Source organism: Microcella flavibacter (genome assembly GCF_012530535.1).
Lineage (GTDB): Bacteria > Actinomycetota > Actinomycetes > Actinomycetales > Microbacteriaceae > Microcella > Microcella flavibacter.
This window is the reverse complement of the sequence record NZ_CP051299.1, coordinates 1,594,138-1,610,984: the sequence shown is the minus strand read 5'-3', so window position 1 is coordinate 1,610,984 and position 16,847 is coordinate 1,594,138. Positions and strand designations below refer to the sequence as shown.

Genomic DNA, 16,847 nt, shown 5'->3' with positions numbered 1-16,847 from the left:
CCATTGCATCAGTCCCCGCTCCGAATGTCGTGCACGCGCCTCGCCGCCCGCACGGCGCGGGCCTAGCGTGGAGCCATGCCCGAACCCCGCACCCTCATCGTCCTCGGCGCCTTCGGCGACCTCTTCCAGCGACTGCTGCTGCCCGGGCTCGCCGGGCTGCTCGCCCTCGACGAGGACGAGGGGGGCGTCGTCGGCGAGCTCGAGCTCATCGGCGCCGGCCACACCGACCACTCCGACGACGAGTGGCGCGAGCGCGTCACCGCCGGCCTCGCCGACGCCCCGGCCGCCGTGCGCGAGCGCGTGCTGGCCGCCACCCGCTACATCGCCACCGATGCGACCGACGGGGATGCCCTCCGCGCCCTCATCGAGCAGGCGGCCCACCCGGCGGTGCTCTACTTCGCCCTGCCGCCCGCGGTCACGCTGAAGGCGGTCGCGGCGCTCGCCGCCGTCGACCTGCCCGCCGGCACGCGCCTGGCGATGGAGAAGCCCTTCGGCGCCGACCGGGAGGGCGCGCAGGAGCTCAACCGGCTCCTCGGCGGCCTCGTGCCCGAGGACCGCCTGTTCCGCGTCGACCACTTCCTCGGCATGTCGACCGTCGTCAACCTGCTCGGCCTGCGCTTCGCGAACCGCGTCATGGGCGCGGTCTGGAACGGCGAGAGCATCGCCCGCATCGAGATTGTCTTCGACGAGACGCTCGCCCTCGAGGGTCGCGCCGGCTACTACGACGCGGCCGGGGCGCTCGTCGACATGATCCAGAGCCATCTGCTGCTCGTGCACGCCCTCGTGGCGATGGAGCCGCCGGCGAGCCTCGAGGCCGACGACCTGCACGCCGCGATCCTGGCGGCGCTGCGCGCGACGCACATCGCCGGCTCCGACCCCGTCGCCTCGAGCCGTCGCGCCCGGTACACCGCGGGCGAGGTCGACGGCGAGAGCGTGCCCGACTACACCGCCGAGGAGGGGGTCGAGCTCAAGAACGCGACCGAGACCCTCGCCGAGGTGCTGCTCGAGGTGCGCACCCCGCGCCTCGAGGGCGTTCCGGTGCTGCTGCGCAGCGGCAAGGCCGTCGGGGCGCCCGCCTCGAGCATCCGCGTCGTGCTCGACCCGCCCCGCGACCGCCCGCGCGGTCTCACCGGCCAGGAGGGCCCCGCCGCGATCACGATCGCGCTGACCCCCGAGCGCCTCGCGCTCGACCTCGACATCAACGGCAGCGGCGACCCGACCGACCTCGACCGCGTCGCCCTCGAGACGGAGTTCTCGCCGGGCCGGCTCGACGCCTACGGCGAGGTGCTCGCCGGCATCCTCGGCGACGACCCGACCTTCGCGGTCGCCGGCGAGGTGGCCGAGGAGTGCTGGCGCATCGTCGAGCCCGTCCTCGCCGCCTGGCGCGAGGGCGCGGTACCGCTCGAGGAGTACCCGGCCGGCTCGAACGGCCCCGAGGGCTGGGCTCCGCTGGAGCGCCCGTGACCCGCGCGCTCGTCACCGGCGCGACGGCGGGCATCGGCGCCGAGTTCGCGCGGCAGCTCGCGGCGCGCGGCGACGACCTCGTGCTCGTGGCGCGCACGGCCGATCGGCTCGAGGTGCTCGCGGCCGCGCTGCGGGCCGAGCACCGCGTCGACGTCGAGGTGCTCGCGGCCGATCTGCTCGACGAGGCGGGTCTGGCCCGGGTGGATGCCCGGCTCGCCCAGGCGGAGCATCCCGTCGACCTGCTCATCAACAACGCCGGCTTCGGCCTCGTGACCGACCTCGTCGACTCGACCCTCGAGCAGGAGCTGCAGCACCTGGCCCTGCACGTCACCGTGCCCCTGCAGCTGAGCCGCACGGCCCTGCGCGGCATGCTGCCGCGCGGCAGCGGCCGGGTGGTGCTCATCTCGAGCGTCGCCGCCTTCACGCCGCGCGGCACCTACGGCGCGGCGAAGGCCTGGGGCGTCTCCTTCGCCCGCTGGGCGAACCTGCGCTACCGGCCGCGGGGCGTGAGCGTCACCGCGGTATGCCCGGGCTTCGTGCGCACCGAGTTCCACGAGCGCATGGGCGTCGCGGTCGACGGCATCCCGCGCGCGCTGTGGCTCGAGGCGCCGCAGCTCGTGCGCCTGGCGCTGCGCGGCATCGACCGCGGGCGCTCCGTCGTCATCCCGACCGTGCGGTACCGCGCGCTCGCCGGGCTCGCCCGGGTGCTGCCCGACCGTCTGGCGGCGGTCGGCGGGTTCCGCCGGGCGCGCTAGACGAGCGCGGGGCTAGACGAGCGCGGGCTGGGGCGCGTCGGCGTCCTCGGCGAGCGAGGCCTTCCACGCCACGAGGCGCTGCACGGTCTCGCTCGGGTCGGCCGCGAGCTGCTCCATCGCGTCCGCGGGCACGAAGTAGTTGATCGCGACCCAGGCGCGCACGATCTCGCTCTCGTCGCGGGCGAGCGCGCGCAGCGTGTCGCACGGCGTGTGCTCGTTGCGGGCGACGCAGGCGCGCACGCTCACCACCGGATCCGTGGCGAGGGCCTCGTAGACCTCGGTGGGCGCGTGGTACGACAGCGCGGCGCTCTCGCGGATGCGCGGATCGGGGTCGACCGCGAGCCGGCGGATGCGCGCGATCTTCGACGCCGTCACGGCGGGGGAGAGGAACTGCGCCACCGGCTCCGACGGCGCGGCCATGGTCGGGGCGCTCGCCGCGAGCTGCCGGCGCTGGGCGGGGGTGTTGAACCGGATGCACGACATGCGGGCGAGGATAACGCGCGGGCGGGCATCCATCGGGCCGGCTCCCGCGGCGCGCCGCGGCTGTCAGGGGATGCTCGGGCGGGGCCGCCCGACACGGCCCGCCACTAGGCTGACCCGCGTGAGCGAGCACCCCGTCCCCGCGCCGGCCCCCGGGCCCGCGGTGAGCGACCGCATCCTCACCATCCCGAACCTGCTGAGCTTCATCCGGCTGCTGCTCGTGCCGGTGTTCCTCGTGCTCGTGCTGGCGGGCGAGGACCTCGCGGCCCTCATCGTCATCATCATCTCCTCGGCGAGCGACTACCTCGACGGCGTCATCGCGCGGCGCTTCGATCAGATGACGCGCCTCGGACGCCTGCTCGACCCGGCCGCCGACCGGCTGTTCATCCTCGCCGCGGTCATCGGGCTCGCCGTGCGCGAGGTGGTGCCGTGGTGGCTCGTCGCCGTCATCGTGGGGCGCGACGTCATGCTGCTGCTGCTCGGCGTCGTGCTCGCGCAGCACCGCTACGGCCCGCTGCCGGTGCACCACCTCGGCAAGCTCGCGACCTTCGCGCTGTTCTACGCGCTGCCGATCCTCGTGCTCGGTCAGGCCTTCCCCGAGCTGCGCGCGTTCTCCGATCCGCTGGGCTGGGCGCTCGCGCTCTGGGGGGCCTTCCTGTACTGGTGGGCGGGGGCGCTGTACCTGCGTCAGACCCTCGATCTGGTCAGGGGATCCGGCCGGTCGGCGTCGGCGTCATCAGATAGAGTTGACGACTCAAGGAGGTCGACCGATGGCTGAAGTCCCGCCCACGGAACCCGCGGGCATCACCCCCGACGGTTCGCCGTCCGACGTGAACCGTCAGGACACCACGGTGCACCTCGGTGCCGAGTTCGCCGCGCAGCTCGCGGCGATGGAGGCCGGCGTCTCCCTCGAGGAGCAGGAGGCCATCGCGGCCCTGCCCTCCGGCTCCGCGCTGCTCATCGTGCGCCGCGGCCCGACCCTCGGCGCCCGCTTCCTGCTCGACGCCGATGTGACGGTCGCCGGCCGCCACCCCGACGCCGACATCTTCCTCGACGACGTCACGGTCTCGCGCAAGCACGCCGAGTTCGCCCGCACGGGCACGAGCTTCGCCGTGCGCGACCTCGGCTCGCTCAACGGCACCTACTTCAACGGCGAGCGCTTCGACGGCTCCGCCCCGCTCATCGACGGCTCCGAGGTGCAGGTCGGCAAGTTCCGCCTCACCTTCTACGCCTCCCGCACCGACCTGCCGGCCGCCTAGTGGCCGCCCGGTCCGCCGCCGCCCGAGCCGGGGCCGCGGGGCCGGCGCTGCTGAGCATCGGACAGGTGCTCGCGAAGCTGAGCCCCGAGTTCCCGGAGCTCACGCCCTCCAAGCTGCGCTTCCTGGAAGAGCAGCAGCTCGTCACGCCGCAGCGCACCGAGTCGGGCTACCGCAAGTTCTCCTCCGCCGACGTCGACCGGGTGCGCTTCGTGCTCGCCATGCAGCGAGACCACTACCTGCCGCTCAAGGTCATCCGCGGCTACCTCGTCGACCTCGACGCCGGCCGCACGCCGACGCTGCCGATGGGCGGCCCGGTGCCCGCGCCGTCGATGCTCGCCACCGAGCGGCGCTTCAGCCGCGACGAGCTGCAGCGCGAGGCCGGGGCCAGCCCCGCCCTCCTCGGGGACGCGATCACGGCATCCCTCATCGCCCCGGCCGACACCTACGGCGACGACGCCGTGCAGGTGCTCAAGGCCCTCGTCGAGCTGCAGCGCTCGGGCATCGAGCCGCGGCACCTGCGGGGCTTCCGCGCGGCCGCCGAGCGCGAGCTGGGGCTCATCGAGAGCGCGCTCATCCCCGTGGCCCGCCGGGCCGATCCCTCGAGCCGCGCGCGCGCCGCCGAGCTCGCCCGCGAGATCGCCGCGCAGCTCGAAGTCGTGCGCTCGAGCCTGATCAGATCGGCGCTCGGCAGGCTACAGTCGTAGTCGAGCCCGACACGCCGGGACGCCCGATCGGATGTCTCCGGTTCGCGCCCGGCGGCTCGCTAGGGTGGCTCCCGTGGCGCTAACTGTCACGGTGAACATGAAGGTTAGGTATCGGCCATGAGCGAAGTCCGCCGCAGCGACGATCGCTACGACATGGAACTGCTCTTCACCGACGGCCTGCCCGAGCTCGACAACCAGGCCGGCTACCGCGGGGCCGTCGCGGCCCGCGCCGCCGGCATCTCGTACCGCCAGCTCGACTACTGGGCCCGCACCGAGCTCGTCGAGCCCACCGTGCGCGGCGCCTCCGGCTCCGGCACGCAGCGCCTCTACGGCTTCCGCGACATCCTCGTGCTCAAGCTCGTCAAGCGCCTCCTCGACACCGGCATCTCGCTCCAGCAGATCCGCACGGCCGTCAACCAGCTGCGCGAGGCCGGCGTCAGCGACCTCGCCCAGACCACGCTCATGAGCGACGGCGCGAGCGTCTACCTCTGCACCTCCGACCACGAGGTCATCGACCTCGTCAGCCGCGGCCAGGGCGTCTTCGGCATCGCCGTCGGCAAGGTGCTGCGCGAGGTCGAGAGCACGCTCGTCGAGCTCGACTCCACGCCGGCGGAGGATCCCTCCGACGAGCTCGCCGCGCGCCGCGCGACCCGCGCCTCCTAGGGCGCTCGAGCGCCGCCGTCGGGCAGTGCCGCCAGGCTCAGCGGGCGGGGCGCGCCGAGCATCCACTGATCGTGCGATCGGCGACGGGATGCCCCGCTAGCGCTGCGCGTACTCCCCGAGCCGCCCCGTGCGCATGACGCGGTCCAGCAGCTGGTCGAAGTTGCGCGCCATCTCCTGCGCGCTCTCGCCCGGCCAGATGTGCAGCGGCTTCGCGGCGCCCTGCGCCTGCTGCAGCGAGGTGCGCTCGGGCAGCTGCGGGGCGAGCACGAGCGGGCCGAACATGTCGCGCAGCTCCTTGATGCGGAACTGATGCTCGAGGCTCTGCACGCGCGCGCGGTTGACGATGATGCCGAGCGGCTGGAGGCGGGGGGAGAGGCCGCGGCGGATCTCCTCGATCGCGCGGAGGGCGCGGTCGGCGGCGGCGACGGAGAACAGGCCCGGCTCGGTGACGACGACGACCCGGTCGCTCGCGGCCCAGGCGGTGCGGGTGAGGGCGTTGAGAGAGGGGGCGCAGTCGATGAGCACGAGGTCGTAGTCGGCCTCGACGTGGGCGAGGGCCTCCTCGAGCTTCCAGATCTCGCGGATGCTCGGATGCGGCCCGTCGAAGTTGATGGCAGAGGGGCTGCCGATGAGCACGTCCACGGTGCCCTGGCGCCCGCGGGTCCAGCCCGACGGGGCGATCGCCTGGCGCACGATCTTCTCCTTGGGGGAGGAGAGCACGTCGGCGACGTTGAGGTGCCCGGCGATCTGGATGTCCATGCCCGTGGACGCATCGGACTGCGGATCGAGGTCGACCACCAGGGTGCGAAGGCCCCGCGAGAACGCCGCCGATGCCAGCCCGAGCGTCACCGTGGTCTTCCCCACGCCGCCCTTCAGGGAGCTGATGCTCAGTACGTGCACGATCAACAACCCTACCTTCACTAGGGTGGAACCGCGCACCGCACGCGCCGTCGCACGAGCCGCCACCACTGCTCCCGGCAGCCGCCCGCACCTGTCCTGCCGCACGCCGAAAGGGATCGATGTTCCGGAAAATCCTGGTCGCCAACCGCGGGGAGATCGCGATCCGCGCCTTCCGCGCCGCCTACGAGCTGGGGGCCAAGACGGTCGCCGTCTTCCCGTACGAGGATCGCAACTCTATGCATCGGCTGAAAGCCGATGAGGCGTACCAGATCGGCGAGCCGGGGCACCCCGTGCGCGCCTATCTCGACGTGGCCGAGATCATCCGCGTCGCGAAGCTCGCAGGCGCCGACGCCATCTATCCCGGCTACGGCTTCCTGAGTGAGAACCCCGACCTCGCGCAGGCCGCCGCCGACGCCGGCATCACCTTCATCGGCCCGCCGCGCTCCGTGCTCGAGATGGCCGGCAACAAGGTCTCGGCGAAGGAAAAGGCGATCGCCGCCGGCGTGCCCGTGCTGAAGTCGAGCCCCGCGACGACCGACATCCAGGTGCTGCTCGACGCCGCCGACGAGATCGGCTTTCCCGTCTTCGCCAAGGCGGTCGCGGGCGGCGGCGGGCGCGGCATGCGCCGCGTCGAGCGCCGCGAGGAGCTGGAGGACGCCCTCAAGGCGGCCATGCGCGAGGCCGACAGCGCCTTCGGCGACGCGACCATGTTCGTCGAGCAGGCCGTCGTGCGCCCTCGCCACATCGAGGTGCAGATCCTCGCCGACGCCCACGGCGGCACGGTGCACCTGTTCGAGCGCGACTGTTCGGTGCAGCGGCGCCACCAGAAGGTCGTCGAGATCGCCCCGGCCCCCAACCTCGACGAGGGCGTGCGGCAGGCGATGTACCGCGACGCGATCGCCTTCGCGAAGTCGATCGGCTACGTCAACGCCGGCACGGTCGAGTTCCTGCTCGACACCGCGGGCGAGCGCGCGGGCGAGCACGTCTTCATCGAGATGAACCCGCGCATCCAGGTCGAGCACACCGTGACTGAGGAGGTCACCGACGTCGACCTCGTGCAGTCGCAGATGCGCATCGCCTACGGCCAGACCCTCGCCGAGCTCGGCCTGGAGCAGGAGAGCATCCACCTGCGCGGCGCCGCCCTGCAGTGCCGCATCACGACGGAGGACCCGGCGAGCGGCTTCCGCCCCGACACGGGCAAGATCACGACCTACCGCTCGCCCGGCGGCGCCGGCGTGCGCCTCGATGGCGGCACGATCGCCTCGGGCGCGCAGATCTCGCCGCACTTCGACTCCATGCTCGCGAAGATGACCTGCCGCGGCCGCGACTTCGCCGCCGCCGTCTCGCGCTCGCGCCGCGGTCTCGCCGAGTTCCGCATCCGCGGCGTGACCACGAACATCCCGTTCCTGCAGGCCGTGCTCGACGACCCGGCCTTCCAGGCCGGCGACCTCAGCACCTCCTTCATCGAGGAGCGGCCGCACCTCGTGCGCAGCAACGCCTCGAAGGATCGCGGCACGAAGGTGCTGAGCTGGCTCGCCGACGTCACCGTCAACCAGCCGCACGGCGCGGGCGCCGGCATCATCGACCCCGCGCTCAAGCTGCCGTCCGTCGACCTCGAGACCGCCGCGCCCGAGGGCTCGCGCCAGCGGCTGCTCGAGCTCGGGCCGCAGGGCTTCGCCCGCGCGCTGCGCGAGCAGACCGCGCTCGCCGTCACCGACACGACGTTCCGGGATGCCCACCAGTCGCTCCTCGCCACGCGGGTGCGCTCGCGCGACCTCACCGCCGTCATGCCGCACGTCGCGCGGCTGACGCCGCAGCTGCTCAGCGTCGAGGCCTGGGGCGGAGCGACGTACGACGTCGCCCTCCGCTTCCTGGGGGAGGACCCGTGGCAGCGGCTCGCCGCCATGCGCGAGGCCCTCCCGAACGTCGCCATCCAGATGCTGCTGCGCGGGCGCAACACGGTCGGCTACACGCCGTACCCGACCGAGGTGACCGACGCCTTCGTCGCCGAGGCCGCCGCGACCGGCATCGACGTGTTCCGCATCTTCGACGCGCTCAACGACGTCGACCAGATGCGGCCCGCGATCGACGCGGTGCTCGCCACGGGCTCCACGGTAGCCGAGGTGGCGCTGTGCTACTCGGGCGACCTGCTCGACCCGGCGGAGGACCTCTACACGCTCGACTACTACCTGCGGCTCGCCGAGCGGATGGTCGAGTCGGGCGCGCACATCCTCGCCATCAAGGACATGGCCGGGCTGCTGCGCGCCGGCGCGGCCGAGAAGCTCGTCGGCGCCCTGCGCGAGCGCTTCGACCTGCCCGTGCACGTGCACACGCACGACACCGCCGGCGGTCAGCTCGCGACGCTGCTCGCCGCCGCGCGCGCCGGGGCCGACGCCGTCGATGCCGCGAGCGCCCCCATGGCGGGCACCACCTCGCAGCCCTCGCTCTCGGCCCTCGTCGCCGCGCTCGCGCACACCGAGCGCGACACGGGCATCCCGCTCGAGGCCGTCACCGATCTCGAGCCCTATTGGGAGTCGGTGCGCCGCGCCTACGCGCCCTTCGAGTCGGGGCTGCCGGGCCCCACCGGGCGCGTGTACACGCACGAGATCCCCGGCGGCCAGCTGTCGAACCTGCGCCAGCAGGCCATCGCGCTCGGCCTCGGCGACCGCTTCGAGCTCATCGAGGACTGGTACGCCGCGGCGAACCGCATCCTCGGCCGCCCGACGAAGGTGACGCCGTCGTCGAAGGTCGTCGGCGACCTCGCGCTGCAGATGGCGGCCGCGGGCGCCGACCCGGCCGACTTCGAGCAGAACCCGCAGAACTACGACATCCCCGACTCCGTCATCGGCTTCATGGCCGGCGAGCTCGGCGACCTGCCGGGCGGGTGGCCCGAGCCCTTCCGCTCGAAGGTGCTCGAGGGCCGCACGGTCAAGATCGGCACGACGCCGATCACGGACGAGCAGCGCGCCAAGCTCGCGGGCTCGACCGACGACCGCCGACTCATGCTCAACCAGCTGCTCTTCGCCCAGCCGACGCAGCAGTTCCTGCAGGTGCGCGAGCAGTACGGCGACCTCTCGGTGCTCGCCACCCCCGACTACCTCTACGGCCTGAAGCCCGGGGTGGAGCACACGATCGAGATCGAGCGCGGCGTGAGCCTGTTCATCTCGCTCGAGGCGATCGGCGAGCCCGACGAGAAGGGCATGCGCAGCGTCATGGCGACGCTCAACGGGCAGATGCGCCCGGTGACGGTGCGCGACCGCTCGGTGGCCGTCGACGCGGTGAGCGCCGAGAAGGCCGACCCCGCGCAGCCCGGTCAGATCGCGGCGCCGTTCATGGGCGTCGTGACGCTCAAGGTCGCCGAGGGCGAGAAGGTCGCCGTCGGCCAGACCGTCGCCACCATCGAGGCCATGAAGATGGAGGCGGCGATCACCGCCCCCGTCGCGGGCACCGTGCAGCGGCTCGCCGTGCCGGCCACGCAGCAGGTCGAGGCGGGCGACCTGCTCGTCGTCGTCGGCTGAGCCCGGCGAGCCGGACGGTAGACTGGCGAGCCGCATACACAGGAGGAGGGTCGCTCTATGGTGCCTGATCGCGCCCGCCGCGACGAGACGACCGTCGACGACGGCCTCGAGCCCTCCGGCGACGACCTCGCCGCGTCTCTGCCCGAGTCGCTGACGATCGAAGTCGCCCTGCCCGCCCCGGTGCGCGTCGCTCCCGACGACGAGACCGCCGTCGCGATCCCGGGCTCGGCGATCGACCCGAGCGTCATCGAGGTGCTCGAGACGGGCACGACCACGATCGCCCTCGCCGACGAGTCGCTCGCCCGCGCGACCACCTCGCCGCCCACCGACACGGGCGGCGTCGCGGTCGCCGACTACACCCGGCACGAGCGGATGCACGGCCAGCGCGTCGGCCCCGAATCGGCCGCCATGCTCACCGCCGACCGCCTCATCGACAGCCGCCGCGGGCGGCGGGCGCAGCCCGAGGGCGCCTGGCCGCGCTTCGTCTACTCCGCGACCCTCCGCCGGGTGAACCTCGGCGACTCGCCGAAGGTGCGCGCGCGCAAGGAGCTCGACGCCCGCATCGACGTCGCCCTCGAGGGCGGGGCCCGGTTCGTGCCCGTCCTCACGCGCAAGGGCGGCGTCGGCAAGACCACCGTGACGGCCCTGCTCGGCATGGCGCTCGCCTCCGTGCGCGAGGACCGCATCATCGCCGTCGACGCGAACCCCGACCGCGGCACCCTCAGCGAGCGGATCACGAAGCAGACGCGCGCGACCGTGCGCGACGTCGTCAACCGGGCCGCGAGCATCCAGGGGTACACCGATTTCTCGACGCTCGTCTCGCGCGACGAGACGCGCCTCGACGTGCTCGCGAGCGACACCGACCCGATGCTGTCGGAGGCCTTCGACGAGAACGACTACAACGTCGTGGCCGACCTCGCCGCCCGCTACTACTCGATCGTGCTCACCGACTGCGGCACGGGCATCGTGCACTCGGTCATGCGGGCGACCCTGCAGCGCGCCGACTCGATCGTCATCGTCTCGGGCGGCAGCGTCGACGAGGCGCGGCTGGCCTCCGAGACGCTCACCTGGCTCGAGGCGAACGGCTACGGCGCCCTCGTGCGCAACGCCGTCGTGGCGATCAACGCCGGCACGCAGGCCACGAACCTCGTGAAGCTCGACGAGATCGAGGCGCACTTCGCCTCCCGCGTGCGCGCCATCGTGCGCATCCCGTACGACGAGCAGCTCGCCGCCGGCAGCGCGATCAACTGGGACTCGCTGCACTCAACCACCCGGTACTACGCCCGGCAGCTCGCGGCCATCGTCATGGACGGCATGCCCGTCGCGGAGCGCTGACCGCCCCGATGACCGTCCGCCCCATCCGCCTCTTCGGCGACCCCGTGCTGCGCTCGCGCACGGACGAGATCGCGACCATCGACGACGGCACGCGGCGGCTGGTGGCCGACCTGCTCGACACCGTGCGCGAGCCGGGCCGGGCGGGCGTCGCCGCGAACCAGATCGGCGTCGGCCTGCGCGCGTTCAGCTACAACGTCGACGGCGAGGTCGGCTACGTGCTCAACCCCGTGCTCGTCGAGGTGCGGGGCGAGCCCGAACCCGTCGACGAGGGCTGCCTCTCCGTGCCGGGCGTCGGGTTCCCGCGGCTGCGCCACCCGTGGGCGCGCGTCACCGGCATCGACCTCGACGGCGCGCCCGTCGAGCTCGCGGGGGAGGGTCTGCTCGCCCAGGCGCTGCAGCACGAGACCGACCACCTCGACGGCCGCCTCTACATCGAGGGCCTCGAGCCCGAGGTCAAGCGCGAGGCTATGCGCGCGATCCGCCGCCAGGAGTGGTTCGGCCGCTGAGCCCGCGCCGGGCATCCCGTCTCGATCGTCCGCTGCGCGGTTTCGGGATGCCCGCCGCGCGCCGCGCGCACGAACGACGCGGGCGCCCCTCCGGTGAGGAGGAGCGCCCGCGCCGATCGTGGTGCTCTAGCCCTGCAGCGAGATGCCCTGCGTCTGCGGAGCCCCGGCGTACATGCCCTCGATGACCGACGCGAAGTCGCTCGTGATGACGTTGCGCTTGATGCTCATCTTGGGCGTGAGGTGCCCGCTCGCCTCCGTGAATTCGGTGGCGAGGATGGTGAACTTGCGGATCGACTCGGCCCGCGAGACGCGGGAGTTCGCCACGTCGACGGCGCGCTGCACCTCGGCGAGCACCTTGGGGTGCCGGGCCGCGGCGTCGAGCGACATCGTGGCCTCCTCGCCGTTGTTGTTGAGCCACACCGGCAGCATCTCGCTGTCGAGCGTGATGAGCGCCGAGACGAAGGGCTTCTGGTCGCCGACGACGACGACCTGGCCGATGATCGGGTTCGAGCGGATCGGATCCTCCAGGCCGGCCGGGGCGACGTTCTTGCCGCCGGCGGTCACGATGATCTCCTTCTTGCGACCGGTGATCGTGAGGTAGCCGTCGTCGTCGAGCACACCGATGTCGCCGGTGCGGAACCACTCGCCGTCCATGACCTCGGCGGTCGCGGCCTCGTTCTTCCAGTAGCCGGCGAAGACGTTGATGCCCTTGACGAGGATCTCGCCGTCGTCGGCGATCTTCACCCCGACGCCGGGCAGGGCCGGGCCGGTGGTGCCGATCTTGAACTTGCTGACGAGGTTCACCGTCGCGGGGGCCGTGGTCTCGGTGAGGCCGTAGCCCTCGAGGATGCGGATGCCCATGCTGCGGAAGAAGTGGCCGAGGCGCAGCCCGAGGGGCGCCGAGCCCGAGACGGCGTAGACGACGCGGCCACCCATGGCGGTCTTGAGCTTCGAGTAGACCAGGCGGTCGAAGAGCGCGAACTGCACCTTGAGGCCGAACGGCACGCTGCCGGCGTCGAGCGCCTGCGAGTGCGCCACGGCGACGTCGGCCGCCTTGCGGAAGATCTTGCCCTTGCCGCCGGCCTCGGCCTTCTGCTCGGAGGAGTTGTAGACCTTCTCGAACACGCGGGGCACCGCGAGCAGGAAGGTCGGCTTGAACGAGCCGAGGGCCGGCAGCAGCTGCTTCGTGTCGGCCTGGTGGCCGACCTTCGCGCCCGCGTGCACGGCGAGGATCGAGATGAAGCGCGCGAAGACGTGCGCCGTGGTGATGAAGAGCAGGGTGGATGCTCCCGGCGCCAGCACCTCCTTCATGGCGACCGCGGCGTTGCGGCTGAGCTCGACGAAGTTGGAGTGGGTGAGCACGCAGCCCTTGGGGGTGCCGGTCGAGCCGGAGGTGTAGATGAGCGTCGCGAGGTCGGAGCCGACGGCGATGCTGCGGCGCTCCTCGACCTGCTCGTCGCTGACGGTCGTGCCCTGCGCGGCCAGCTTGTCGAGGTCGCCCAGGTGCATCTGCCACGTCGTCGTGACGTGGGCGACGTCGCCCGCGATCTCGTCGAAGCGCGAGAAGTGCTCGGCGGTCTCCACGATGATCGCGGTGGCCTCGGAGTTCTCGAGGATGTACTGGATCTGGCTCGGCGAGCTCGTCTCGTAGATCGGCACGAGCACCGCGCCGGCGAACCAGGCGGCGAAGTCGACCAGCGTCCACTCGTAGCGGGTCTTGCAGATGAAGCCGATCTTGTCGCCGGCCTGCACGCCGGAGGCCATGAAGCCCTTGGCGAGCGCGACGACCTGGCGGTGGAACTCGCCCGCCGAGACGTCCTGCCACCCCCCGTCGGCGGTCGGCAGCGCGAAGAGCGCGGCGTTCGGATCGAGGGCGACGCGGTCGACGAGGAGGTCGGTCGCGTTGGCCTGGGGGTCGGGTGTGACGACGGCCGGGACGACGAATTCTTTCACGGCAGCTCCTTCGGTACCGGTGGACGGGTGGTCGGCGCAGTCTATCCGCTGAACGGGCGCTCTCCCGGGGGCGACGAGCCCCGCTAGGCTCCATTCCCGTGCATGCTGTGGGAATCGACATCGGTGGGACCAAGATCGCGGGCGCGCTTGTCGCTGATGACGGGGTGATCCTCGCGGAGGAGCGCACCCCGACCCCGGCCGGCGACCCCGGCGCCATCGTCGACGCGGTGGTCGAGATGGTGCAGCGGCTCGGCGCGGGGCAGCAGGTCATCGCCACGGGCGTCGCCGCGGCCGGCTTCATCGACTCCTCGCAGAGCACCGTTTACTACGCGCCGAACATCAACTGGCGCAACGAGCCCTTCCGCGATCGTCTGCGCGACCGCCTCGGCATGGACGTCACGATCGACAACGATGCCAACGCCGCCGGCTGGGCCGAGTTCCGCTTCGGCGCCGCGCGGGATGCCCACGACATGACGATGCTCACCATCGGCACGGGGGTCGGCGGCGCGATCGTGACGGGCGACCGCCTGCTGCGCGGCGGCTTCGGCACGGCCGGCGAACTCGGGCATCTGCGCGTCGTCCCCGACGGCCTGCCCTGCGGCTGCGGCGCGCACGGCTGCATCGAGCAGTACGGCTCGGGCCGCGCCCTGCTGCGGATGGCCAACGAGATCGCCGACGCCGGCGGCATCGGCCTGACCCTCGCTGCGGCGCGCGAGCGGGCCGGCGCGCTCGACGGCGGGCTGCTCGCCGAGCACATCGCCGACGGCGACCCGGGCGCCCTGCACGCCCTGCGCCAGCTCGGTCACTGGCTCGGCCAGGCCTGCGCGAGCCTCTCGGCCGTGCTCGACCCCGAGCTGTTCGTCTTCGGCGGGGGAGTGTCGATCGCCGGCGATCTGCTGCTCGACCCGGTGCGCGAGAGCTACCTGAGCCACCTCCCGGCCCGCGGCTACCACCCCGAGCCGCGCTTCGTCGTCGCCGAGCTCGTCAACGACGCGGGGGTGGTCGGCGCCGCCGACCTCGCCCGCATCCACGCCGCGGCCGCCGCGGTCTGAGGCGCGGACCGCCCCCGATCGGGGGTTAGGGTGGAGCGCGGCGTCGACCGCAGTCGAGAGGAGGGGACACCGGTGTTCTACTGGCTGATGAAGAACCTCGTCATCGGGCCCATCCTCCTCACCGTGTTCCGCCCCTGGGTGCGCGGTATCGAGAACGTGCCCCGCAACGGCCCTGTCATCCTCGCGAGCAACCACCTCTCGTTCGTCGACTCGGTCTTCCTGCCGCTCGTGCTCGACCGCCGCGTCGTGTTCCTCGCCAAGAGCGACTACTTCACCGGCAAGGGCATCAAGGGCTGGATGACGAAGGTGTTCTTCGAGGCGAGCGGGCAGATCCCCATCGACCGCTCCGGCGGGCGGGCCAGCGAGGCCTCGCTCAACACCGGCCTGCGCGTGCTCGCCGACGGCTACGCGCTCGGCATCTATCCGGAGGGCACCCGCAGCCCCGACGGCATCATGTACCGCGGCCGCACGGGCGTGGCCCGCATGATCCTCGAGTCGGGCGCCCCGGTCGTGCCCGTCGCGATGATCGACACCGAGAAGGTCATGCCGATCGGCGTGCGCATCCCCAAGGTCATGCGCCCCGGCGTCGTGTTCGGCGAGCCCCTCGACTTCAGCCGCTTCGCCGGCCTCGAGGGCGACCGCTTCGTGCTGCGCTCGATCACCGACGAGATCATGTACGAGCTCGGCCGGCTGAGCGGTCAGCAGTACGACGACGTCTACGCCACGACGGTCAAGGACCGCCGACCCGCGCACACGCGCTGAGCGGCTCCCGCGCTCGACTAGGCTCGACCGAGGCCGCTGCGCGCGGCCGACGACCCCACCACCGCTCTCGAAGGACGTTCCGCCGTGGTCGATCCGACCGAACCCGTCATCTCCGCCGATCCCGCCGTGCTCGCCGGTCTCGACCACTGGCGCACGCTGCCGATCAAGCAGCAGCCCGCCTGGCCCGATGCCGCGGCCGTCGCCGCCGCCTCGGCCGAGCTCGCCACGATGCCCCCGCTGGTCTTCGCGGGCGAGGTCGACCAGCTGCGCGAGCGCCTCGCCCGCGCGGCCCGCGGCGACGCCTTCCTGCTGCAGGGCGGAGACTGCGCCGAGACCTTCGCCGGCGCGACCGCCGACCAGATCCGCAACCGCGTCAAGACGATCCTGCAGATGGCCGTCGTGCTGACCTACGGCGCCTCCATGCCCGTCATCAAGATGGGCCGCATGGCCGGCCAGTTCGCCAAGCCCCGCTCGAGCGACAACGAGACCCGCGGCGACGTGACCCTGCCCGCCTACCGCGGCGACATCGTCAACGGCTACGACTTCACGCCCGAGTCGCGCCAGGCCGACCCGGCCCGCCTCGTGAAGGGCTACCACACGAGCGCCTCGACGCTGAACCTCATCCGCGCCTTCACGCAGGGCGGCTTCGCCGACCTGCGCATGGTGCACAGCTGGAACAAGGGCTTCGCGGCGAACCCCGCCAACCAGCGCTACGAAGGCCTCGCCGGTCACATCGACCGCGCCATCAAGTTCATGGAGGCCGCCGGCGCCGACTTCGACGAGCTCAAGCGCGTCGAGTTCTACTCCAGCCACGAGGGACTGCTCATGGACTACGAGCGCCCGATGACCCGCATCGACTCGCGCACGGGCACGCCGTACAACACGAGCGCGCACTTCCTCTGGATCGGCGAGCGCACGCGCGACCTCGACCACGCGCACGTCGACTTCTTCCGCCGCATCCGCAACCCCATCGGCATCAAGCTCGGCCCGTCGACCAGCCCTGAGACGATGGAGAAGCTCATCGACGTGCTCGACCCCGATCGCGAGCCGGGCCGCATCACCTTCATCACGCGCATGGGCGCGGGCACCATCCGGGATGCCCTCCCACCGCTCCTCGAGGCCATCAAGTCGTTCGATGCCACCCCGCTGTGGGTCACCGACCCGATGCACGGCAACGGCCTCACCACCCCCACCGGATACAAGACGCGGCGCTTCGACGACGTCGTCGACGAGGTCAAGGGGTTCTTCGAGGCGCACCGCGCGGCGGGCACGCACCCCGGCGGCATCCACGTCGAGCTCACCGGCGACGACGTCACCGAGTGCCTGGGCGGCTCGGAGATGATCGACGAGGCGACGCTCGCCACGCGCTACGAGTCGCTCTGCGACCCGCGGCTCAACCACATGCAGTCGCTCGAGCTGGCCTTCCTCGTCGCCGAGGAGCTCAGCAAGGCCTGACCCGGTCGCGACCGCGCCCGCCCGCGGGCGGCGCGGTCGCC

At 72.4% G+C, this 16,847-nt stretch carries 15 protein-coding genes; 12 read left to right on the top strand and 3 right to left on the bottom strand.

Annotated elements, in window-relative coordinates; genetic code table 11:
• Window positions 1-75 precede the first annotated feature (75 nt).
• Together HGB54_RS12635 and HGB54_RS12630 are read left to right on the top strand one after the other, a co-directional pair.
• Window positions 76-1,464 (top strand): glucose-6-phosphate dehydrogenase, encoded by a 1,389-nt coding sequence (locus HGB54_RS12635; RefSeq protein ID WP_228545737.1) that lies wholly within the window; start codon window positions 76-78, stop codon window positions 1,462-1,464.
• Window positions 1,461-2,219, top strand: coding sequence for an SDR family NAD(P)-dependent oxidoreductase (locus HGB54_RS12630; RefSeq protein ID WP_228545736.1), 759 nt, complete (start codon window positions 1,461-1,463; stop codon window positions 2,217-2,219). Before HGB54_RS12635 ends, HGB54_RS12630 begins: the two co-directional genes overlap by 4 nt.
• A gap of 12 nt (window positions 2,220-2,231) precedes the next feature.
• Here the strand turns inward: HGB54_RS12630 and HGB54_RS07625 are convergent, their stop codons facing one another.
• Window positions 2,232-2,702, bottom strand: coding sequence for a hypothetical protein (locus tag HGB54_RS07625; protein ID WP_168915907.1), 471 nt, complete (start codon window positions 2,700-2,702; stop codon window positions 2,232-2,234).
• A 118-nt stretch (window positions 2,703-2,820) separates the two neighbouring features.
• Between HGB54_RS07625 and HGB54_RS07620 the strand changes: the two genes are divergently transcribed.
• From HGB54_RS07620 to HGB54_RS07605, 4 genes are all read left to right on the top strand, one after another.
• Window positions 2,821-3,477: a CDP-alcohol phosphatidyltransferase family protein gene (locus HGB54_RS07620; RefSeq protein ID WP_228545735.1), complete on the top strand. Its 657-nt coding sequence runs from the start codon at window positions 2,821-2,823 to the stop codon at window positions 3,475-3,477.
• Window positions 3,470-3,958, top strand: coding sequence for an FHA domain-containing protein (locus HGB54_RS07615; protein ID WP_168915905.1), 489 nt, complete (start codon window positions 3,470-3,472; stop codon window positions 3,956-3,958). The genes HGB54_RS07620 and HGB54_RS07615 overlap by 8 nt, the downstream gene beginning before the upstream one ends.
• Window positions 3,958-4,662, top strand: a complete 705-nt coding sequence (gene ftsR, locus HGB54_RS07610; protein ID WP_168915904.1) for a transcriptional regulator FtsR — start codon at window positions 3,958-3,960, stop codon at window positions 4,660-4,662. Before HGB54_RS07615 ends, ftsR begins: the two co-directional genes overlap by 1 nt.
• Before the next feature lie 117 nt (window positions 4,663-4,779).
• Window positions 4,780-5,325 carry a MerR family transcriptional regulator gene (locus HGB54_RS07605; protein ID WP_168915903.1) on the top strand — a complete coding sequence of 182 codons (546 nt, stop codon included), beginning with the start codon at window positions 4,780-4,782 and terminating at the stop codon, window positions 5,323-5,325.
• Between the two features lie 96 nt (window positions 5,326-5,421).
• Here the strand turns inward: HGB54_RS07605 and HGB54_RS07600 are convergent, their stop codons facing one another.
• On the bottom strand, window positions 5,422-6,225 hold the full coding sequence (locus tag HGB54_RS07600; RefSeq protein WP_168915902.1) for a ParA family protein: 804 nt from the start codon (window positions 6,223-6,225) through the stop codon (window positions 5,422-5,424).
• 119 nt (window positions 6,226-6,344) lie between these two features.
• Here HGB54_RS07600 and HGB54_RS07595 point away from each other — a divergent pair, with 119 nt between their 5' ends.
• The 3 genes from HGB54_RS07595 to HGB54_RS07585 are packed head-to-tail and all read left to right on the top strand — an operon-like array spanning window position 6,345 to window position 11,584.
• On the top strand, window positions 6,345-9,743 hold the full coding sequence (locus HGB54_RS07595) for a pyruvate carboxylase (protein WP_168915901.1): 3,399 nt from the start codon (window positions 6,345-6,347) through the stop codon (window positions 9,741-9,743).
• 57 nt (window positions 9,744-9,800) lie between these two features.
• A complete protein-coding gene (locus HGB54_RS07590) occupies window positions 9,801-11,078 on the top strand; it encodes a MinD/ParA family ATP-binding protein (RefSeq protein WP_168915900.1) in 1,278 nt (425 codons plus the stop codon).
• Window positions 11,079-11,086: 8 nt separating this feature from the next.
• A complete protein-coding gene (locus HGB54_RS07585; protein ID WP_168915899.1) occupies window positions 11,087-11,584 on the top strand; it encodes a peptide deformylase in 498 nt (165 codons plus the stop codon).
• Between the two features lie 126 nt (window positions 11,585-11,710).
• Here the strand turns inward: HGB54_RS07585 and HGB54_RS07580 are convergent, their stop codons facing one another.
• Window positions 11,711-13,537, bottom strand: a complete 1,827-nt coding sequence (locus HGB54_RS07580) for an AMP-dependent synthetase/ligase (RefSeq protein WP_168915898.1) — start codon at window positions 13,535-13,537, stop codon at window positions 11,711-11,713.
• Between the two features lie 98 nt (window positions 13,538-13,635).
• Here HGB54_RS07580 and HGB54_RS07575 point away from each other — a divergent pair, with 98 nt between their 5' ends.
• The 3 genes from HGB54_RS07575 (at window position 13,636) to HGB54_RS07565 (ending at window position 16,806) form a co-directional block, all read left to right on the top strand.
• Window positions 13,636-14,589, top strand: a complete 954-nt coding sequence (locus HGB54_RS07575; protein WP_168915897.1) for an ROK family glucokinase — start codon at window positions 13,636-13,638, stop codon at window positions 14,587-14,589.
• Between the two features lie 72 nt (window positions 14,590-14,661).
• A complete protein-coding gene (locus tag HGB54_RS07570; protein ID WP_168915896.1) occupies window positions 14,662-15,351 on the top strand; it encodes a lysophospholipid acyltransferase family protein in 690 nt (229 codons plus the stop codon).
• 84 nt (window positions 15,352-15,435) lie between these two features.
• On the top strand, window positions 15,436-16,806 hold the full coding sequence (locus HGB54_RS07565; RefSeq protein WP_168915895.1) for a class II 3-deoxy-7-phosphoheptulonate synthase: 1,371 nt from the start codon (window positions 15,436-15,438) through the stop codon (window positions 16,804-16,806).
• Window positions 16,807-16,847 lie beyond the last annotated feature (41 nt).